This is a genomic window from Roseisolibacter sp. H3M3-2 (genome assembly GCF_029211165.1).
Lineage (GTDB): Bacteria > Gemmatimonadota > Gemmatimonadetes > Gemmatimonadales > Gemmatimonadaceae > Roseisolibacter.
Window position 1 is genome coordinate 1 of record NZ_JARGEK010000011.1, and the last position, 20,267, is coordinate 20,267.

The following is a 20,267-nucleotide window of genomic DNA, read 5'->3' on the forward strand; positions in this document are numbered from 1 at the left end:
CGCTGGCCCGGCGCCTGGTGGCGCGCGGCCGCGCGCGCGCCGGGCACGACGCCGCGGTGTCGCGCGTGCGCTCGGCGCTGACGCTGCTCGACCGGGCCGCCGAGCCGGCGGGGGACCGGCCGGGCGACGTGGAGAGCCACGGAGCGGCCCGCGTCGCGGCGATCGCGCGCGTGCTGGCGGTGAGCCAGCGGACGCTGGAGCGGCTGTTCGCGGAGCACGTGGGCTTCGCGCCGCGCACGTACCAGCGGACGCGTCGCGTGGGCGCGGTGGCGGAGGCCTTGGAGCAGGAGGCGTGGGCGCGGCAGGCGCTCGCGCGCGACACGGACGGCCGCGATCCCCTGTCTCGCGCCGTGCCGGACGACGTCCGCGACGACGCGTCGCGCCCCGTGCGTTACGCGCGGCCGGGCGAGCGTCGGGCGCCGCGTGCGGCGACGCTGTCGGAGCTCGCCCACCGCGTCGGCTACACCGACCACGCGCACATGACGCGCGAGTTCACGCGGGTGATGGGGACGGCGCCGTCGGTCTACCGGCGCGACGCGCACGCGGCGCCGCTGGTGCGGCGCTTCGGGCCGGTCGCGTTCGAGCGCACGATCCCGTGGGGGACGATGGGTCGTGGGGCGCAGGTCGCGCCGGAGGCGTCGGGGATCGATCCGGCTTCGCCCTGACGCCACGGTAGCGCGGCGGCAGGGCGGTCGCGACGGCCGCGACGGCGCACGATCGACGCGGTCCCACACGCCCTCGCGACCGGTCGCGTCGCATCGTACCGCGTCGCGGCGGCGGGGTCCGGCCGAGCGGGCACCGAGGGTGCAGCGTGATCGCACGCCGTGTCGCGCGGTCCGACGGCCGCGCGCGACAGTTCGCGACCTCCGGCTCGCCGACGCCTCGCATGCACGACCGTCCCCACGCACCACGCCTGCTGCCGCGACTCGCCGAGTCGCTGCTGGTGCGCCACTACAGCCCGCGCACGGTGGAGGCGTACGTCGCGTGGGTGCGGCGCTTCGTGCGCCACCACGGCCTGCGGCACCCGCGCGAGCTGGGCGCCGCGGAGGTGGGCGCCTTCCTCTCGGACCTCGCGCGCCGGGGGCGGGTCAGCGCCAGCACGCAGAACCAGGCGCTCGCGGCGCTCCGCTTCCTCTACCACGAGGTGCTGGGCGAGCCGCTCGCCGTGCTCGGCACGGTGGTCCACGCCAAGCGGCCGCGCCGCCTGCCGGTGGTGCTGTCGCGCGCCGAGGTGCGCGCGGTGCTCGCGGAGCTCCGGGGGCCGCCCGCGCTGGCCGCGGGGCTGCTCTACGGCGGCGGGCTGCGGCTGCTCGAGGCGCTGACGCTCCGGGTCAAGGACGTCGACGTCGAGCGAGGCGAGCTGCGCGTGCGGAACGGGAAGGGGCAGAAGGACCGCGTCACGGTCCTGGCGGCCGCCGCGGTCGATCCACTAATGGCGCACCTGCGCCTGGTCCGGCGGCAGCACGCGCGCGACCTGTCGGCCGGGGCGGGGCGCGTGGCGCTGCCGGGGGCCCTCGCGCGCAAGCTGCCCGCGGCGGCCGGGACGTGGGCGTGGCAGTGGGTGTTCCCGGCGGCGCGCCAGTACGTGGACCGCGCGACGGGCGAGCGGCGGCGGCACCACCTGCATCCGTCGGTGCTCCAGCGGCTGGTGCCGGAGGCGGCGGCGCGCGCGGGGGTGGAGAAGCGGGTCACCTGCCACACCTTCCGGCACTGCTTCGCGACGCACCTGCTGGAGGACGGCTACGACATCCGCACGGTGCAGGAGCTGCTGGGGCACCGGGACGTGCGGACGACGATGGTGTACACGCACGTGCTGAACCGGGGCGGGCGGGGGGTGCGGAGTCCGGCGGACGTGTTCTGAGTCCGGATGACGACTGGGCGCCCGGCGTCGGTGCGCGGCGCGTTAGGCTGCGGGTGGGGCAGCCGAAGCGGCAGGCGGTGGGAGGCGTGGATGGCGCAACGTGTGGCGCGGGGGCAGGTTACGGCTGCGCGCTCGCTGGCGCTGCTGCGCGTTAGGTCGCGGGGCGGCGGGTTATGTAGTTCGACCTAATGGGCGTTAGGTGGCGTCGCCGGGACGCCCCGCACCCGCCCCGTCGGCTGCGCTCCGCCGCTCGCTGCGCTTGCCGTTTGGCGTAGCTGCTCGGCCCTTCTGCCGCAGCATCTCGAGCTTGCGCTCGGTGCCGTGGTGCTCCTATGCGCCCGGCACCCCGCCACCTAACGTGACGTTGCAGCCGACGGCGCCGTGCGCGCATCATGGGTTCTCCGGCTCGGCTCTGGTGCCCGGCTCGGCGCCGTCGCGCGCGCTCGGGCCGGAGCGCCGCAGCTGAACTTGGGCGTTAGGTGGCTCCACGCACTCTCACATGGACGTCGTCCTTCGCACGCACACTGACGATCCGTCACTCGCGTTCCGCCGGGTACGCCGCCTCGGACCGGCGGACGGGTACGAGTGCGAGCTCCACGTGCGGTCCGCCGGCTTCGTGCTCGCGCGGTCCTTCTGGTTCGAGCCCTCGGATCTGGCGGCGTGTATTGACGACCTCCGGATCATGGATCGAGACCTGGCGGGCGCCGCGGAACTCCGCACGCGCTACGAGGACAACTTCGTCCGGTTCGACGTCTCCGCCCGCGGCGTCGTGACCGTCTCGGGCACGGCGACCGAGTATTCGGCGCTCGGCCAGTCGCTACGATTCGCGTTCGAGACTGACCAGACGGTGCTCCGGCCGCTCGCCGAAGACCTGGCAGCCCTCGCTCGGCCGGTAGCCACCTAACGTGACGTTGCAGCTGACGGCGCCGCGCGAGCATCATGGGTCGTCCGGCTCGGCGCTCGTGCCCGGCCCGGCGCCGCCGCGCGCGCTCGGCTCGGAGCGCCGCAGCTGAACTTGGGCGTTAGCCCGTCGCCGGGCGTCTCGTGCGGGACGGCTCCGCCGCACCCGTTCGACCCTCTCCGCTCCTCCGACCGCGGCTTCCGCTGCCGCTGCGCCTCCGCTGCTGGCCACGCGCTTGCTGGCGCGGGGCGCGTCGGTCACGCGTCAACGCGCTGCGCGGGCTAACGTGGCGTTGCAGCAGACCGGCCGGGGGGAGCGTCAGGTTGTGATCCGGCCGACCGTGTCGCACAATCGAGCGCGTCGCCCCCGCCGGCTCGGGGCCGGCAGCTGAACTCGGGCGTTAGCCGGACCACACTGATCATGCGCCTGCGCGACCTGTCGTTCACCGATCCCCGGCTCTCACGCCGGTTACTGCTCGGCGCGTGGTTGGCGGTGATCGCCGCCCCGAGCGTGGCCCTGCTCGACCTGCTGCGGATAGCCGGCGGGTCGCGCTACCGCGTGGAGAGAGGGACGGAGTACGACCTCTGGGTGCGGGCCGCCGCCGTGGCGGTCGCGGCGGCGCTCGCCTCCCTCCTCGGCGCCGCCTTCGGGCCGTGGTGGCGGCACCGGCGCGTCGCGGCGCTGCTCGGCGCGCTCTGCACCCTGCCGCTCGCCGTGGCCCTGTCGCTAGCGGCCGACCCGCGTGGGCCCGCGCCCTTCCGTGTGCGCTGGGGGCTCGTGCTCATTGTCGCAGCGTGTGGGGGCGTGGCCGTCGCGTTGGAGCACCCGCGCGCCGTCCGCCGACACCTTGAGAGCAAAGCGCGCGGGGCCGGCTAACGTGGCGTTGCAGCTGACCGAGCGACCGAGCATCAGGTTGCTTCCGGGCGCGCCTCCGAGCCCGGCTCGGCCTCCGCGCGGGCGCTCGGCTCGGGGCTCGGCAGCTGAACTCGGGCGTTAGCCCGTCGCCGGGCGTCTCGTGCGGGACGGCTCCGCCGCACCCGTTCGACCCTCTCCGCTCCTCCGACCGCGGCTTCCGCTGCCGCTGCGCCTCCGCTGCTGGCCACGCGCTTGCTGGCGCGGGGCGCGTCGGTCACGCGTCAACGCGCTGCGCGGGCTAACGTGGCGTTGCAGCAGACCGGCCGGGCGGAGCATCGGGTTGTACGCGGCCCAACTCCATCGCACAATCGAGGGCGTCGCGCCCGCCGCCTCCGGGCCGGCAGCTGAACTTGGGCGTTGGGTGGACTCGTCCGTCGGTACCGTCGCTCGCTACGGTGCTGCGCACCTGTCGCCGCCCTCTTGTCGCTCCGCTCTTGCCACCTGTCCGCTGGTGCCGGTTTTTCGTCGCCTGTTCTGCGGAGCGTCTGCCACCCAACGGGGCGTTGCAGCCGACGGCGCCGTGCGGGCATCATGGTTCCTCCGGCTCGGCTCCCGCGCCCGCCTCGGCGCCGCCGCGCGCGCTCGGCTCGGAGCGCCGCAGCTGAACTCGGGCGTTAGCCCGTCGCCGGGCGCCGCGGCCGGGATGGCTCCGTCGGTGCGTCGACCGCCGTTTGCGCCTCTCGGTCTGCCGCTGCTCATGCTGCCGCCCTTTTCCTCGCGGGCCATTCCGTCTGCCGCTGGCGCTGCGCTCCTCCGGCGAGCGCCCCCGCGCTGCGCGGGCTAACGTGGCGTTGCAGCTGACGGGCCCCGGGGAGCATCAGGTGGCGCCCGGGCGTCCCGCGTCGCACAATCGAGCTCCGCACGCGGGCGAGCTCGATGCCCGCAGCTGAACTCGGGCGTTAGCCAGCAACACAGGATCTCGCATCGCACGCATGCCAGAAGTGAAGCTCACGGCCGCAGAGGCGGAGGTGCTGCGGACCGTCCTCGCAGCCCTCGCGGTGAAAGGCCGGACCGGCGAGGTGGGGATCCTTCACGGAGCCGACCGCTTCGTCTCCACGCAGCAGCTACTCAAGCGCGCCGACCGCGAGGCGCTCGAGAGCGCGGCGCGGAAGATCGGCCTCTCGGGCCTGCGCGTCTACGCAGGGTGAGCGGGCGTGCGGGCGCCGGCCGACGCGCCTGCTGGCTAACGTGGCGTTGCAGCAGACGGCGCGGGTAACGCATCATGGAGTGGCCCCCGCCGGCGCCCGCGTGCGCAGCATCATGGTGTCGTCCCGGCGGGGGCGCCGCAGCTGAACTTGGGCGTTCGACAGCACACACGATGTCTCGCTCGGAGCAGCTTCTGCTTCTGTACTCCGCGGCGTTGTGGGCGGGCACTGAGCGCTGTGCCAGGCACTTCCACGATCTGAGCGTGTCTTGGGGAGGCATTGATGACGTCGAGTCGTCGGCGCGCGATACCCAGTGATCGTACTCCTACTGCGCTCGCGTGCGACCGGACGCCGGTGGTGCTCCTCTTTGTGCTCGTACTTGGGGTGGGTATCTCTCCGCTGGCTGCGCAGGGCACGCCCGAGATCGTCCGCGGCCGCGTCCTTGACGACTCGGCGCGCGCGGTGCTCGGTGCCGCCATCCACGTCACCCGCGGGCCCGACCGGCTCACGCAGCAGACCACCACCGACAGCGCCGGACGGTATCTCGTCCGCTTCGCGGACGGTACCGGGGACTACCTGGTCGCGGTCAGCGCCCCCGCCTACCGGCCCGCCAGGCGGCGCGTGCAGCGACAGGGCACCGAACGCGAGTTGGTGGTCGACTTCCAGCTCGCCCGCGATCTCTCGGTGCTCGCGGCTGTGCGTGTGCAGGCGCAGCGTCCGACGCGCGCGACCAACACCGTCGGCCCCTTCGTCCCGGAGCCCGGAGCGTCGGAGCGCTGGCAGGAGGGCGTGAACGCCCAAGTGCCACCATCGCTAGTCAACGACCTCGGTGCCGTCGCGGGGACGATGCCCGGGGTCACCCTCACGCCGGGCGGGGCGTCGATCCTGGGCGCGAGCGCCGAGTCGAACCTGACCACGCTCAACGGCATGGCGCTGCCGCTCGGCGGCCTGCCGCGTGCCGCCCGCACGGAGACGCGCGTCACCGGCAGCACCTACGACCCCACCCGGGGCGGCTTCTCGGGGGCCAACATCGACGTGCGGCTCGGGGCCGGGAGCCGCACCATCCAGGAGCGGACCGCCTTCGTGACGCTGGACGCGCCCCAGCTGCACGTCACCGACGCCGTCGGCCGGGCCACCGGCGCGCAGAGCGGCGGCATTCGGGCCAGCGTGGGCGCGAACGGCGAGCTGATTCGCCGCGCCCTGACCTACAATGTGGCGCTCGACGTCACCCGCACGACGAGCGATCCCGCCACGCTGCTCACGGCCAACGCGGCGACGCTGCGGCGCGGGGGCATCGCGCCCGACTCGGTGACCCGGCTGGTTGGCCTCGCCGGCCGGATCGGCCTCCCGGTCGGTGCGGCAGGCGTGCCGGTGGCGCGGCGGCGGGACGGCCTCACGTGGCTGGGCCGCCTGGACGACACGCGCGACTCCCTGCGCGTGCGCACCCTGACCAGCTACGCCGCGCTCGTGGATGCGGGGGCGCTCGGCGCAGGCCCACTCGTCGCCCCCTCGACGGCCGCCGAGCGTCGAGAGCGCACCGCCGGCGCGCAGTTCGTGCAGCGCGACTTCCTCGGCGCCGGCCGGCGCGTGCTCAACGAGGTCCGTCTCTCCGCGAGTGGTGCGCGCGGCACGGTCGCGCCCTACCTCGCCCTACCCGGCGCCGCGGTGCTCGTGCGCTCCCCCGCGGACGACGGGGAAGGCACCGGGGAGGCCGACCTGGGCGTGCTCGCGCTCGGCGGGGGCGGCACGCTGCCCGCCGCGCGCGAGAGCTGGACGCTCGAGGGTGCGAACGAGACGATCTGGAACGCGGGCGGGACGCGCCACCGCTTCAAGGCGCTGGCCTGGGGGCGTGCCGACGGCCTGCGGCAGGAGCCCGAGGGGAGCCTGCTCGGACGCTGGACCTTCAACTCGCTGGCGGACGTCGAAGCGGGTCGCGCGGCGAGCTACACGCGCACCCTCGCGCAGCCCGTGCGCGCGGGACGCACGTGGAACGGCGCCACCGCGCTCGCGCACCAGTGGGCGCCGTCCCGGTTCTTCAGCGTGCTCTGGGGCGCGCGGCTGGAGGCGGGCGGCTTCGGCGGCGCCCCGCCGCGGAACGTGGCCCTGGAGCAGGCGCTCGACGTCCGGACCGGCGTCGCGCCCCTGCGCTGGCACGTCAGCCCCCGCGCGGGCTTCACCTGGACGTACAACCGCGACGCGCGCAACCGTGCGAGCAGCGCGATGTCGCCGCTCGGCCGCTTCCACCGCCCAGTCGCCGGCGTGGTGCGCGGCGGGATCGGCGAGTTCCGCGACCTGCTGCGCCCCGGCATGATTGCGGACGCGGCCGCGGGGGCCGGGCTCCCGGGCAGCACGCTGCTGCTGTCCTGCGTCGGCGGCGCAGCGCCCGTGCCCGACTGGGCACGCCTGCTCGCCGACCCGACGGCGGTCCCCGACCGCTGCGTCGACGGGAGCGGCGTGCTGGCGGAGCGTGCCCCCGCGGTCGCGCTGCTCGACCCGCGCTGGGACGTGCCACGCAGCTGGCGCGCGTCGCTGGACTGGAACACCAACTTCGGCCGGTGGATGGTGCGCGCGGGCGCGCTGGCGTCGTACGACCTAGCGCAGCCGGGACTCGTCGACGCGAACTTCGCCGGCGTGCCGCGCCTCGCGCTCGATGCCACGGAGGGGGGACGCCCCGTGTTCGTGCCGGCAACGGCGGTCGACCCGGCTTCGGGCGCGGTGTCCGCGGCGGCTTCGCGACGTACGCCGGAGTTCGGCCGCGTGGGCGTACGCGCGAGCGACCTGCGCGGGCGCGGCGGGCAGCTCACCCTGACGCTCACCCCCGACATCCCCCGGCGGCCGAATGGCGGGGCGGCGTTCGCGACCTCTGCCGCGTACACGCTGCAGGGCGTCCGGCGCCAGTTACGTGGCTTCGACGGCGCGGCGTTCGGCGATCCGCGCGTGCGCGAGTGGGCGCCGGGATCCGGCGACGCGCGCCACATCGTCGTGCTGCAGACGGGCGTGGTCACTCAGCGCCTCGGGGCGCTCACGCTGTTCTCGCGCCTGCAATCCGGGCTCCCGTTCACCCCCCTGGTGCAGGGGGACGTCAACGGCGACGGTCAGGGTGGCGACCGGGCGTTCGTGCCCGACGTCGGGGCCGAGCGCGATCCGGTGCTCGCCGCGCAGTTGCGCGCATTGCTTGCCGACGGCGCGCCGGCGGCGCGCCGCTGCGTCGACGCCTTCGCCGGTCGGGTCGCGGCGCGCAATGGGTGTCGCGGGCCGTGGACGCAGACGCTCAACGTGCAGTGGAGCCCGCGCCTGCCGGTGCCCGCCAAGTGGTACGGGCGGCTGCAGGCGAACGTCTACCTCGAGAATGTCCTCGGCGGCATCGACCAGCTCGTGCACGGAGCGGGGAGGGCGCGGGGGTGGGGCACGGCGGCGCTGCCCGACCCGGTGCTGCTCGTGCCCCGGGGCTTCGACGCCGAGGCGCGCCGCTTCCGCTACGACGTCAACCCGCGCTTCGCCGACACGCGGAGCGCCAGCACCCTGCTGCGTACCCCGTTCCGCGTCACGCTCGATTTCTCCCTCGACTGGTCGACGGACTACGACCTGCAGCGGCTGCGTCGCGCGCTGGAGCCGATGCGCGCGTCCACAGGCCGGTGGGTCGCGCGCTCTGCAGACTCGATTGCCGCGTTCTATCTGGCGAACACCTCGAGCATCCACCGACTCCTGCTCGCGCAGAGCGACTCCCTCTTCCTCAGCCAGTCGCAGATCGCCGCCCTGCGTCGGAGTGACTCGGTGTACGCGGAGCGCGTGCGTGCGGTCTACCTGCCGCTGGGCCGCTTCCTCGCCGCCGCCGGCGGCGCCCCGGCCGGACGTGCGCAGCTCGACAGCGTGGCGGCCACCGAGCGCGCATACTGGCAGATCTTCTGGGAGCAGCCGGAGATCGCTGACGCAGTGCTGACGCCGGCGCAGCGGCAGCTGATTCCGGTGCTCGTGACCATGCTCTCACGCACCGCTCGCGAGCGTAAGACGTACCGGCAGAACTTCCAGTATCCTGTGGCTCTTGATCCGTTGCGTGCACCCGCGCCACGTTGATCCCTGCGTGCTGTCGAACGTGGCGTTGCAGCAGACGGCGCCCTCACGCATCGTGGTGTGCCGCCCGCCGACGCCGGTGAGCGGAGCCACCCGCGACGCGCCCGCGAGCTTCGGCGCCGCAGCTGAACTTAGGCGTTAGGTGACGCGAGCATCGTCGATCCGCACACGCATGCGCAGTCCCCGATTCACCCGCACGCTAATCGTCATCATCTCCGCAGCGTGTGGCGCGCCAGCTGCCGCGCCCGGCACGGCTGCGCCGCTCGACAGCGCCACCGCCGTCGCACGTGCACGTGCCGCGGTCGCCCAGCTCTACGCGGACTCGCTGCGCGTGCACGGTCGGCTCAACCGCGGTCCGGATCGCGTCTTCGTTGAGCTCTCACTCGAGGAGGTCGCCCCTGGCGGGCAGGGGCGCGGGCTGCTGGTCTTCCCGGTCCAGGTCGGGCCGGGGGACTCGGTGAGCATCCTGAGGACCTTCCCGGCGAGCCGGTGACGACGCGCTCGTCACCTAACGTGGCGTTGCAGCTGACCGGCCGCGGGGAGCATCAGGTTGTGCCCTGGCGCACCGCGTCGCACAATCGAGGGCATCGCCCCCGCCGGCCCGATGCCGGCAGCTGAACTGGGGCGTTAGCTCGCACACTACCGACCTGCGAAATGCAACCCGCCCAACCTTCCCCGAGCAGCCGAGGGATCCGCGCCGACGTGCGCTGGGGCGTGCGGGGCGGGCTCGGGGTAGCCGGCACATACGCGCTCGTCGCCACCGTCATGCGTGTGGCCGGCGGCACGCGCGCGTTCGAGCGGCAGGGCGTCAGCTACCCGGCAGCCGTCATATCGTACGTCGTGCTGGGCGCGGTTGCCGGCGCGGCCATCGGCCTGTGTCGGCCGGCCCTCCGCCACGGCCTCGGCCGGGCCGTCGTCAGTCTCGGCGTGGGCCTTATGGTGGCGACGGGGATCACGCTGGTGGCGTCCGGTCACCCGAGCCGGTGGGATGTCGACGAGTACGGGGCGATCATCCTCGTGGCGCTCGGCGTCTCGGTGGTGCTCGCGCGCGAGTTTCGGCAAGCGGCCACCGCGTCCCGTGCGAGCTAACGTGGTGTTGCAGCTGACGGACGGTTCTCGGACTCGCCTCGCCTCTGGCTCGGCGCTATGATGTCCGCCCGCAGCTGAACTCGGGCGTTAGGCCGCGACTATCCTCCTCGAGTGTTCACCGACCCGCCTCTGCCACGACCGCGCCGACTCCGCCGCGTGCTCGCCTCGCCCGGCGTGCGCTACTTCGGGCTGCCCTGGGGCGTGTCGATGGCGCTCGTCACGCACGGGCGCGACTACGGACTGGCCCCGGCGAGCCTCCTCACCGAACGCTTCGCCGTCACGCTGGCGAGCTACCTGTTGGGCGGCGTACTCGCCGGGGTCCTCTTCGCGCGCGCCATGCGCGCGATGGGGGCGTCCATCGACCACGTCGGACGTGGGGACGGCGACCCGCCGGCCTAACGTGGCGTTGCAGCTGACCGGCCGTGGGGAGCATCAGGTGGCGCGCGGGCGGGCCGCATCGCACAATCGAGCGCGTCGCGCCCGCCGGCTCGATGCCGGCAGCTGAACTTGGGCGTTAGGCGACGCCACGCATCCGGAACGGCATGACACCTAAGTGGGAGCGGGTCTACACGGTCGACGAGTTCTATGACACGCCGCGCTTCGGCGTAGCGGACTGCGGCGGCGCGCCGCACGTCTACCGCTCGCTCGCGCTCGACGCCGCCGCCGGAGACTGGCACGACGGCCGGTTCGCGCTCAGCCCCATCGCGCCGGAGTTCGCGACGCTGGCGGCGGAGGCCGGGGCCATCGAGGAGCGGTTCAGCATCGCGTACTACGGCGGCCAGCTGGAGGAGCCCGAGCGGGACGAGGATTGGGGCGCGTTGCCCGGCGAACGCGCCCGCTACGACGCGCTCCGCGCGACGCTCGCGCCGCTGCTGGCGGTTGACCCGACGCGCCGGTTTGTGCGTCGCGGCGAGTTCCGGGGGCGCGCGGCGGCCGTCCCCCGGCCGCGCGGCGTGATCTGCGGCAGCGGCTTCGAGGTGTGCTGGCACGCAGACGGGTGAATCGCGTCGCCTAACGTGGCGTTGCAGCAGACGGGCGAGTTTCGGAGTAGCCTCGCCTCCGGCGCGGCCTCGGGTAGATTCGCCCGCAGCTGAACTTGGGCGTTAGGTGACACCCACCCTCATCGGTCGGCAGCGATGCACGGCGTCCCCGCCGACCTCGGTCGGCACCTCGAGATGTTCCGCGGCACCACCCTGACTGAGATCGGCGTGGGGCGGTACATCCTTCAGTTCCGGTTCGACGGCGGAGTGCGGCCGGTGCTCGGCGTCGAGGGTGACTGGGAGCTGGTCGGTCCCGACGGGCAGCTCCTCGACCGAGACGTCGACCCCACGGAGCGGGAGACGTACCGGTTCCACGCGATTCTCAATGGCGAGGTGGTGGGCTACGAGGTGGCCGCCCCCGAATCCTTCACCCTGCGCTTCGAATCCGGGCACCAACTTCGGGTCTTCGACCGCTCGCCACAGTACGAGTCTTTCTCCATCCAGCCGGGCGACGTAGTGGTCTGACGCGCCGTGTCACCTAACGAGGCGTTGCAGCTGACGGGCGAGCTATGGTATGCCTCGGCTGCGCCTCGGCGAAGGGTAGATTCGCCCGCAGCTGAACTTGGGCGTTAGACCGCACCCCGCCACGGACTTCGGCATGGAGTTCGATCTCGACCTCGACGAGTTCCTCTGCACCGCGTGCCGGCTCCGGGTGTACGTCACGGCCGTGTACCCGCGGCCGCTCGGCTCCGCGCCGCCCGAGCGGCTGTGCGCCGCGTGCGCGACGGCGCGCGGCGTGCCCTTCCAGGAGCTCACGGCGCGGCAGAAGGCGGAGTTGCGACGGCGCGCGCAGGACGAACGGCGCCGCCCGGGGGAGGACCCGCCGCCGGGTGCGGGGCGCGCGCGGCCGCGCTGAGGTGAGCGCGCGGCCTAACGTGGCGTTGCAGCTGACGGGCAGGCTGCGGAGGCGGCTACGCCGCGACGGTTGTAACCTGCCCGCAGCTGAACTCGAGCGTTAGGCGTCCACCATCCTCCTCTCCGTACGCGCCTGCATGTTGACGCTCCGCGGCCGTGCCGCAGTGTTCCTCCCGCTTCTCCCGCTGGCGGCGTGCACCCACGCGCAGCCCACGCCCGTGGCGAACGCCGCTCCCGCCGATCCGCGTTGCGTGGCGGTCGCCGACAGCGTGGCGGCGAACACTACCCTCGCCCAGCTCGCGCTCGCGCCGGGGCCCCGCGCGATGCGGCCGCCGCGGCTCGGCGCCGACGTCGCGCCTGGGGCATCGGTCGCCGTCACGGTGTTGGTGCGGCCCGACGGCACGGCCGACACGACCCAGCTGGAGATCCGCGGCAGCACCGACGCGCGCTACGCGGCCGCCGTGCGTCGCCTGCTGGCGAGCACGCGCTTCGCGCCGGTCCGGCTGGCCGGCTGCGCGGTCCCGGGCCGGTACACCTTCGTCACCACGCGAACGCGCACCGCGGGTGGGGCCACAGATGATCGACGGGCCGAAGTTCGCGGCGGGGACGCCTAACGAAGGGTTGCAGCAGACGGGCGCGTGGGGAGCATCGGGTTGTGCGCGAGCGCGCCGCGTCGCACAATCGAGGGCAGCGCGCCCGCGACTCAGAGGGCCCGCAGCTGAACTCGGGCGTTAGCTCGCACACATCCCTCGTGGCTGACCCGACCTGCCATCGCGCGCTCCGCCGCTTCTGGTTCATGCTCTCCGCCGGCCCGGGCATCGGCGTCACCGCCGCCTCCGAGGCCGAGGCGCGCGAACTCGCGGAGGCCACGCGGGCGCGGTTCGCGCCGGAGGCCGTGATCACCGGGGTCACGCCGGACGTGGACGTCTCCACGCTCGACGCCGCCCACGTGGTACCGAACGCCGGGCCGGTCGTGGTCCGCGGGGTGTGGTTCCCGCGGCTGAGTCTCTGAGGGCGAGCGCCCGTCTCGCGTGCGAGCTAACGTGGCGTTGCAGCAGACGGGCGCGTGGGGAGCATGAGGTTGTGCGCGGGTGCGCCCTGTCTCACAATCGGGTAGCGTGCGCGGGCGACGCTCTCGCCGGGCGCGGCCAGCAGCGCGCGGAACGCGGTGGCGTCCGCGGCCACCGCGGGCGCGGCGTTGGGGCGGTACACGACGACGCCCGCCTGGTCGGGGTCGAGCCAGCGGCGGACGGCCGCGGTCACCGCGTCGGCATCCGTCGCCAGCATGCGCGCGCGGTACTCCTCGCCCAGCCGCCAGTCGCCGAGCGCCTCCCACTCGGCGAGCCAGCTCGCCTGCCCCTCCATCGACTCGAGGCGGCGCAGCCACCGCGCCTCGGCGATGCGCTGCACGCGCGCCAGCTCGTCGCGCGTGACGCCGTCGGCGCGCAGCGCGAGCACCTCGCCCCACGACGCCCGCGCGGCGTCGGCGAGGCGCGCCGGGTCCCCCTCGGCGTGCACCACGAAGACGCCCAGCTCCGTCGGCGTGCTGTCGTAGGCGCCGACGTGCGCCGCCAGCGCGCGCTCGCGCACCGCGCGGTAGAGCCGCGAGCCGCGCCCCGTCCCCAGCACCGCCGCCGCGAGGTCGAGCGCCGGCGTGTCGTCGTGGCGCGTCCCCGGCGTGCGCCAGCCGAACGCGAACTGCGCCTGCTGCACGTCGCCGGCGAGCTCGCGGTAGCGGAACCCCGGCGCGCCGTCCTCGTGCGGGCCGCGGTCGGTGGGCACCGCGCCGTCGGCCAGCGCGCCGTAGCGCGCCGCGACGCGCGCCATCGCGTCGTCCGGGTCCACGTCGCCGACGATCGCCAGCACCGTCGCGCTCGGGCGGTAGTACGTGCGGTAGAAGCCGGCGACGTGCTCGCGCGCCAGCCGGCGCAGCCCCTCCTCGGTGCCGATGCGCCAGCGGCGCATGCGGTGGCGGTCGTGCAGCAGCGCGTACAGCGTCTCGACCGTCACCGCGCCCGGGTTGTCGAGCTTGCGCTTCGCCTCCTGGATGATGACCTCCAGCTCCTTCGCCAGCTCCCCCGCGTCGACCAGCGAGTTGGCGTAGGCGTCGGCCTGGATGTCGAGCCCCTCGGCGAACCCCGACGCCGGCAGCACGGCGTAGTAGCTCGTGTGGTCGTAGATCGTGTGCGCGTTGAGGTAGCCGCCCTGCGCCTTGGTCTGCTTGGCGATCTCGCCGACGCCGCGCGTCGGCGTCCCCTTGAAGAACATGTGCTCCAGCACGTGCGCGACGCCGACGACGTCGTCGGTCTCGTCGAAGTAGCCGGCGCGCACGAACGTGTTGATCGCGACCACGGGCGCCGAGGCGTCGCGGCGCACGAGCACGGTCAGGCCGTTGGGGAGCACCGTGCGGCGCACGGTCGCGGGGTCGAGCAGGGGCGCGGGGTCGGTCGGCATGCGCGGGTCCGGGATGCGGAGCGGGGACGTCCGACCGGAGGATGGTCGGACGTCCCCGCTCGGCAAAGCCCCCCGCGCACCGGCCGTGCCGCCGCGCCGGAACGCCCCGCTCAGGTCAGGATCGACCGGCGGCGCAGCACCGCGATCCCGGCGGCCACGCAGAGGGCGCCGTAGCCGAAGGCGTAGAGCATCGCCCGCAGCGGGTCGCCGTTGATCGACGGGTCGACCAGCGGGCCGAGGTGCTCGACCGGGGGGAGCAGCACGCGCAGCTCGCCCAGCCAGCGCAGGTAGGGGATGTCGGTCTCCTGCGAGAACTCGCGCAGCGGGATGACGGCGAGCGTGGCGATGAGCGCCATGCCGCCCTCGAAGCGGACCAGGGTCGAGAGCAGGAAGGCCAGCCCGCCGACCGACGCGAACAGCGCGGTCGCGAGCATCAGCGCCTGCTCCACCGGCACCGCGCGGCCGAACACGAGGCCGCCCAGCAGCACCACGACGAGCGTCAGCGCCAGCGTGCCGGCGAACGCCACGCCGAGCTTCTGCAGGTAGTACGGGACCCGCGCGACCGGCTTGGCGAACAGGAAGCGCTGCAGCCCCCGCTCGCGCTCCTGCGACACCACGCCGTGCACGGAGAACACGGTCGCCAGCAGCGCGAACGCCGACGACAGCGCCAGCGTGATGCCGCGGAACGACTCGGCCTCGGGGACCCGCTCGGTGCCCCCGCCTGGAGCGCTCCGCATCCGCTCGGCCATCTGCGCCGGGTCGTAGTTGTCCCAGAAGAAGTAGATCCCCATCAGCCCGAGGGCGAGCAGCCACACCGCGCGCTGCTTCACGAAGTCCTGCACCTGGTAGCGCAGGTAGCGGCGCAGCGGCGCCTCGGCGGGCTCCAGCTCCAGCGACTCGTCGGTGGCGAGGAAGTCGTCGTCGTCGAGCGCGGGGAGGGCGCCGGCCGGCTGCGGCACGAGGCCGGCGGCGGCGGTGAGCCCCTCCAGCGCGCGGGCGGTGCGGGCCCGGTCGGGGGCCGGGGCGTTCCCGTCGAATGCGATCACAGCAGCACCTCGCCGATGGCGTCGTGGAAGACCTGCTCGAGCGCGCTCTGCGCCGGCGCGACGCCGGCCAGCAGCACGCCGCGCTCGATCAGCGCCGCGATGCCGTGGTTCAGCGCCTCCAGCGTCGGCGCGCTCACCGCCCAGTCGCCGCGCCCGAGGTCCGTCGCCTCGGCGAACACCTCGGTGAGGCGGTCCGCGCCGCGGGCGACGGTCAGGCGGTACAGCGTCTCGTGCGTGTGGGGGAGCATCTCGCCGACCTGCACGACGCGCGTCACCCGCCCGCGGTCGAGGATCGCGACGCGGTCGCACAGCCGCTCCAGCTCCTCGAGGTTGTGCGACGCGACCAGGATCGCGCGCCCGGGGCGCCGCAACTCGGCGAGGATGCCGCGGAAGCGGATCATCCACAGCGGGTCGAGGCCGTGCGTCGGCTCGTCGAGGATCAGCACCCGCTCCTCGCGCAGCAGCGCCTGGGCGAGGCCGAGCCGCTGCTTGTTCCCCTTGGAGAGCTTGCGGAACGGGCGGTCGTGGAACTCCTCGAGCCCGAGGCGCGCCATCACCTCGCGGGTGCGCATCTCGAGGCGCACCGAGGGCACGCCGGCCAGCGTGCCGTAGCGGCGCAGCGCCTCGGTCACCGTCCAGCGCGGGTCGACCTCGACCAGCTCGGAGAGGTAGCCGACGCCGTGGCGCTCGATGTACTCGCGCACCGGCCGGTTGGCGATGCGCACCTCGCCGCGGCTCGGCGGGACGTAGCCGAGCAGGATCGAGATCAGGGTGCTCTTGCCGGCGCCGTTGGGGCCGGCGATGCCGAGCACCTCCCCGGCGTGGACGTCGAACGAGACGTCCTCGAGCGCGACGACGTCGGAGGCGAAGGGGCGCTGGTAGCGCTTGCCGACGCCGCGGAACTCGATGAGGGAGGGCACTCGGCCACTACGGAGGCGGTGCGCCGCCCGGTTTCGCGACGGGCGGGTCGCTACGGGCGCGGCGCGGTCTGCGGGTACGGCGCGGCCGGGTACTGCGCGGGGGGGAGCCCGCCGGGGACGGCGCCGGGCGCGCCCGGCATGGCGCCCGGCGGAACGACGAGCTGCGGGGTCGCCGCGACACACCCCGACCAGTCGCCCTGCCCCGCGCGCCCGGAGAACGTCTGCGCGAGCTGCACGTTGCCGACGCGCGTCAGCGCGCAGGCCATCCACCCCTGCGCCACCCGGTCGGCCGGGTCGAGCTCGATGGCGCGCTTGAAGAAGTTGATCGCCAGCGTGGGGTTGTTGATCTGGAGCTGGAGCTGCCCCATCTCGCGCTGGGCGATCGAGCTCCCCGGCTCGCCCGAGATGCCGCGCGACAGCTCGGTGGCGGCGCGCTGGTAGTCCCCCTCCTCGCGCGCCAGCCGCGCCAGCCACACGCGCGGGAGCGCGAGGTCCTCGCGGTCCTCGGCGACCGCCTGGAACTCGCGGCGCGCCACGTCCTTCTGCCCCGCCTGGTAGGCGAGCACGCCGCGCTGGAGCCCGGCCGGGGTGCCGCGGCTGCCGGCCCACCACATGGCGCCCGCGATGAGCACCGCCGCCAGCACCGCCCCGACCGCCATGAGCGGGCGCGACGGGAGCCGCCGCCGGGACGACGCGAGCGCCGGCAGGGGGTCGGCCGCGAGCGGCGCGTTCCCGAGCCCGCCGCGCGCGCCAGACGCGGGGCCCGGGGGGAGCGGCGACGCGCCCGGCCCGCGCGACGGCGGCGGCGGCGGCGTCGGCGCGGGGAGCGGCCCGTCCACGGTGCGGTGCACGCCGGTCAGCGCGCCGATCCCGATCCCGAGCGCGGCCTCCAGCGACTGGAAGCCGGTGCGCGCCGCGTCGACGTCGGCGGCGTCGGGAACGTGCCCCTGCCGCGACGCCCGGTCCCGCGCCGCCAGGAAGCCGAGCAGGTCGTGCGCGTGCCGGTAGTCGAGCAGCCCGCGCTGCCGCACCTCCCCGACCAGCGCCTGACCGCCGAGCGCCGAGCCGCCGAGCAGGGCGCGGAGCGACGTCTCGACGGCGCCCCACGCCTCGATGAGGTCGGCCGCGACCTCCTCCGGGTGGCGGGCGGGGTCGAGCCGGGCGATGAGCGGGCGGGCCGCATCGAGCGCGGCCATGGCGGTGCGGTGGTTCGGGGTAGTCATGTGGAGGTCGTCAGTGCAAGGGACCGACCACTGCCCGGGGGCGCCGGAACGCGCGACCGGCCCCCGGCGGGGGGCCGGGAGCCGGTGCGCGTCGTCCGGGGCGGTGCACGGCGGCGTCCCCCAGCGGGGACGGCGCCGCTCAGCGTACGATGCGCAGGAGCCCGGCGTCGGCGCTGCCGCGGATGAACGACTCGGCGTCGCGCGCCGAGATGCGCACCCCCGTCTTGCCGTACTGCCGCCGCGAGACCGCCGACATGAAGTCGTCGACCGAGCGGTCGGAGAACTCGCCGCTGGCGTCGCGCAGGAGGCCCACGATCTCCTCCCACGTGCCGTCGATCTCGCGCCCCTCGCTGGTGACGACGCTGTGGCGCCCGCTCTCGAGGCGCGCCGGCGGGACCGTCGGCTCGTCGGTGCGCTCGGTCGGCGGCGCCGCCTCGGCGGCGAACAGCTCCAGCTGCGGCTCCTGCTCCTCGCCGCTCTCGATCTCGGAGAGCAGCTCGTCGATCGCGTCGGGCTCCCCCGCCAGCTCCTGCAGGCGGGCCTCCCACGGCTTCAGCTCGGCGTCGTCGTCGGCGAGGCGGTAGATCGACTTCTTGAGCTCGAGCAGGCGCCAGATTCCCAGCTCGTCCCAGTGGTCCTCGGGGGTCGAGCGGTCGAGGTGGTAGAGCGCGCTCTCGAACTCGCCGCGGTCGTACAGCAGGTTGCCGAGGTAGACGCGCGCCTCGACGTGCTCGCCGTCGAGCTGCAGGGCGCGGCGGAGCGCGGCGGCCGCGCCCTCGTCGTCGCCGAGCCGGTGCAGCGCGTAGCCGACGCAGGCCACCGCCTCGGCGTTGTCGGGGGCCTCCTGCACCGCGATCTCGAAGTACGAGCGCGCCTCGTCGATCAGCCCCTCGCGGAAGCAGGCGCGCCCGATCTGCAGCATCAGCTCGATGTCGTCCTGGTAGCCCAGGGTGAGCGTCTGCTGGAACTGGGCGAGCGCGACGTCCTGCTGCCCGAACTTGAGCAGCACCTCGCCGAGCCCCGCCAGCGCGTCCTCGTGCTCCCCGTCGAGGACGAGCGCCTCGTCGAACGCGCGCCGCGCCCACGCGTACTCCTCGCGCGCGAGCCGTGCGTAGCCCAGCCCCACGTGCAGCTCCACCGCGAGCGGGTAGAGCGAGAGCCCCTCTTTGAGCACGTCGAGCGCGTCGTCGTACTTCCCCTCGTTGTAGAGGGCGTGCGCGCGCTCGTCGTACTCCTCGGAGCTCAGGAAGGGGTTGGTCATTCTCGGAGTCCTCCGCCTGATCGGGTACGTCTATAGTACAGTCCGGGCGCGGGCGAGTTCAATGTTGCGTGGAACCGGCAGCGCACCTTTCACGCCCCCGCCAGGGCGGTCCCGCCCAGGGCGACCGCGACCTCGGCGGCGAGGCGGGCGTTGGCCTCGAGGAGCGCCAGGTTGGCGGCCAGCGAACGCCCGTCCGTGGCCCGCTCGACGGCGGCGAGCAGGTGCGGGGTGACCGCCGGCCCGCTGACGCCGGCCGCCGCCGCGTCGGCGAGCGCGTCCGCCACCGCCCCGTCGACCAGCGCCCGCGGGAGGGCGGTGTCGGCCGGCGGCGGCTGCACCACGAGCACCGCCTGGCGGCGCCCGAGCGCGCGGTGGTGCCTCCACAACGCCGCCAGCTCCCCGGGAGTGTCCAGCCGGGCCGGCAGTCGCAGCCCGGTGTCGACGGTGAAGAACCCCGGGAGCGTGTCGGTGCGGTAGCCGACGACCGGCACGCCCAGCGTCTCCAGCCGCTCCAGCGTCGCCGGCAGGTCGAGGATAGACTTGGCGCCGGCGCAGACGCAGAGCATCGGCGAGCGCGCCAGCTCGGGGAGGTCGGCCGACTCGTCGCGCACCCACCGCTCGGCGGGGACGCCCGGGACCTCGCGGTGCACCCCGCCGATCCCGCCGGTCGCGAAGACGGGTACCCCGGCCAGCGCACCCAGGGCGAGGGAGGCGGCGACCGTGGTGGCGCCGTCGTGGCCGCGGACCATGGCGGCGGCGAGGTCGCGCGCGGACACCTTGCGGACGCCGTCGCGGGCGAGGAAGCGCTCCAGCTCCGCCGGCTCGAGGCCGAGGGTCGGGGTGCCGGCGACGACCGCGGTCACGGCGGGGACCGCGCCGGCGCGCTCGACCGCTCCCGTCATCCGGTCGGCCGCCTCGCGGTTGGCCGGGATGGGAAGCCCCTGGGCGAGGACGGAGCTCTCGAGGGCGACGATCGGGCGCCCGGCGTCGCGGGCCTCCCGGACGGCGGCGGTGAGGCGGAGGGGCGACGGGCGGTCTGGCATGCGGCGGATCGTAGGCGCCCCGCCCTCCCGTCGCTACCGGCGCGCGCTACGGGCGTCCGGCGGCCGGCCGTCCCGCCTCGGCCGACGGGCGGCGCGGCGGGGTCCGGGGCGTGGTGCGCGAGGGCGACGGCATGGGCGGCGGGGGCGCCGGCTCGGCGCGCGGCACCGGGGCCGTGACCGCCGGGGCGGGCCGCGGGGCTGCCTGGAGCGCGGGGGCCGCCGAGTCGACCCAGGCCTGCAGGTCGAGCCGCTGGACGATGGCCGCGGTGTCGGCGCGCCACGGCTTGGGCCGCGTCGAGTCGGCCGCCGAGTCGAGCGCGGCGACGGTCGCCGGCGCGGGGCGCGGCGGCGGGAGGGGGACGCCGACCTCCTGCGCGCCGGCGGCGGGCGCGACGGTCAGGGCGAGGGCGAGGAGGACGCGGGCGGTGGGCACGCCGCCCGAG

At 74.8% G+C, this 20,267-nt stretch carries 21 protein-coding genes; 14 read left to right on the forward strand and 7 right to left on the reverse strand.

The genetic code is table 11. From position 1 onward, the window contains the following. From PYV61_RS02130 to PYV61_RS02195, 14 genes are all read left to right on the forward strand, one after another. Positions 1-665, forward strand: a 665-nt coding sequence (locus tag PYV61_RS02130) for a helix-turn-helix domain-containing protein (RefSeq protein ID WP_275827822.1), incomplete at its 5' end; no start/stop codon positions are given. 221 nt (positions 666-886) lie between these two features. After that, positions 887-1,861, forward strand: a complete 975-nt coding sequence (locus PYV61_RS02135) for an integron integrase (RefSeq protein WP_275827824.1) — start codon at positions 887-889, stop codon at positions 1,859-1,861. Between the two features lie 499 nt (positions 1,862-2,360). Continuing rightward, positions 2,361-2,765, forward strand: a complete 405-nt coding sequence (locus PYV61_RS02140) for a hypothetical protein (protein ID WP_275827826.1) — start codon at positions 2,361-2,363, stop codon at positions 2,763-2,765. A 417-nt stretch (positions 2,766-3,182) separates the two neighbouring features. After that, positions 3,183-3,638, forward strand: a complete 456-nt coding sequence (locus tag PYV61_RS02145) for a hypothetical protein (protein ID WP_275827828.1) — start codon at positions 3,183-3,185, stop codon at positions 3,636-3,638. 971 nt (positions 3,639-4,609) lie between these two features. Further along, positions 4,610-4,825 (forward strand): hypothetical protein, encoded by a 216-nt coding sequence (locus tag PYV61_RS02150; protein WP_275827830.1) that lies wholly within the window; start codon positions 4,610-4,612, stop codon positions 4,823-4,825. 381 nt (positions 4,826-5,206) lie between these two features. Beyond that, positions 5,207-8,896 carry a carboxypeptidase-like regulatory domain-containing protein gene (locus PYV61_RS02155; protein ID WP_275827832.1) on the forward strand — a complete coding sequence of 1,230 codons (3,690 nt, stop codon included), beginning with the start codon at positions 5,207-5,209 and terminating at the stop codon, positions 8,894-8,896. Between the two features lie 169 nt (positions 8,897-9,065). Further along, on the forward strand, positions 9,066-9,386 hold the full coding sequence (locus tag PYV61_RS02160; protein WP_275827834.1) for a hypothetical protein: 321 nt from the start codon (positions 9,066-9,068) through the stop codon (positions 9,384-9,386). 209 nt (positions 9,387-9,595) lie between these two features. Then, the gene (locus PYV61_RS02165; RefSeq protein WP_275827836.1) at positions 9,596-9,982 is read left to right on the forward strand and encodes a hypothetical protein; all 387 of its coding nucleotides are present in this window, start codon (positions 9,596-9,598) and stop codon (positions 9,980-9,982) included. 156 nt (positions 9,983-10,138) lie between these two features. Further along, the gene (locus PYV61_RS02170) at positions 10,139-10,381 is read left to right on the forward strand and encodes a hypothetical protein (RefSeq protein WP_275827838.1); all 243 of its coding nucleotides are present in this window, start codon (positions 10,139-10,141) and stop codon (positions 10,379-10,381) included. Between the two features lie 143 nt (positions 10,382-10,524). Continuing rightward, complete coding sequence (locus PYV61_RS02175; RefSeq protein ID WP_275827840.1) at positions 10,525-10,983, forward strand: hypothetical protein; 459 nt, start codon at positions 10,525-10,527, stop codon at positions 10,981-10,983. A gap of 135 nt (positions 10,984-11,118) precedes the next feature. Then, positions 11,119-11,487: a hypothetical protein gene (locus tag PYV61_RS02180; protein ID WP_275827842.1), complete on the forward strand. Its 369-nt coding sequence runs from the start codon at positions 11,119-11,121 to the stop codon at positions 11,485-11,487. A 133-nt stretch (positions 11,488-11,620) separates the two neighbouring features. Next, positions 11,621-11,878 (forward strand): hypothetical protein, encoded by a 258-nt coding sequence (locus PYV61_RS02185; protein WP_275827844.1) that lies wholly within the window; start codon positions 11,621-11,623, stop codon positions 11,876-11,878. A 217-nt stretch (positions 11,879-12,095) separates the two neighbouring features. After that, positions 12,096-12,491, forward strand: coding sequence for a hypothetical protein (locus PYV61_RS02190; RefSeq protein ID WP_275827846.1), 396 nt, complete (start codon positions 12,096-12,098; stop codon positions 12,489-12,491). A 137-nt stretch (positions 12,492-12,628) separates the two neighbouring features. After that, a complete protein-coding gene (locus PYV61_RS02195) occupies positions 12,629-12,889 on the forward strand; it encodes a hypothetical protein (RefSeq protein WP_275827848.1) in 261 nt (86 codons plus the stop codon). A gap of 26 nt (positions 12,890-12,915) precedes the next feature. Here PYV61_RS02195 and PYV61_RS02200 read toward each other — a convergent pair whose 3' ends face one another. The 7 genes from PYV61_RS02200 to PYV61_RS02230 form a co-directional block, all read right to left on the reverse strand. Then, positions 12,916-14,331, reverse strand: coding sequence for a pitrilysin family protein (locus tag PYV61_RS02200; RefSeq protein WP_275827850.1), 1,416 nt, complete (start codon positions 14,329-14,331; stop codon positions 12,916-12,918). 110 nt (positions 14,332-14,441) lie between these two features. Continuing rightward, entirely contained in the window at positions 14,442-15,377 is a 936-nt protein-coding gene (locus PYV61_RS02205) for a hypothetical protein (RefSeq protein ID WP_275827852.1), read from the reverse strand. After that, positions 15,374-16,297 carry an ABC transporter ATP-binding protein gene (locus PYV61_RS02210; RefSeq protein WP_275827854.1) on the reverse strand — a complete coding sequence of 308 codons (924 nt, stop codon included), beginning with the start codon at positions 16,295-16,297 and terminating at the stop codon, positions 15,374-15,376. Before PYV61_RS02210 ends, PYV61_RS02205 begins: the two co-directional genes overlap by 4 nt. A 50-nt stretch (positions 16,298-16,347) precedes the next feature. Beyond that, positions 16,348-17,520, reverse strand: a complete 1,173-nt coding sequence (locus PYV61_RS02215; RefSeq protein WP_275827856.1) for a tetratricopeptide repeat protein — start codon at positions 17,518-17,520, stop codon at positions 16,348-16,350. 139 nt (positions 17,521-17,659) lie between these two features. Then, entirely contained in the window at positions 17,660-18,781 is a 1,122-nt protein-coding gene (locus PYV61_RS02220) for a tetratricopeptide repeat protein (RefSeq protein ID WP_275827858.1), read from the reverse strand. Between the two features lie 89 nt (positions 18,782-18,870). Next, positions 18,871-19,824, reverse strand: coding sequence for a pseudouridine-5'-phosphate glycosidase (locus PYV61_RS02225; RefSeq protein ID WP_275827861.1), 954 nt, complete (start codon positions 19,822-19,824; stop codon positions 18,871-18,873). Between the two features lie 46 nt (positions 19,825-19,870). Then, the gene (locus PYV61_RS02230) at positions 19,871-20,257 is read right to left on the reverse strand and encodes a hypothetical protein (RefSeq protein ID WP_275827863.1); all 387 of its coding nucleotides are present in this window, start codon (positions 20,255-20,257) and stop codon (positions 19,871-19,873) included. Positions 20,258-20,267 lie beyond the last annotated feature (10 nt).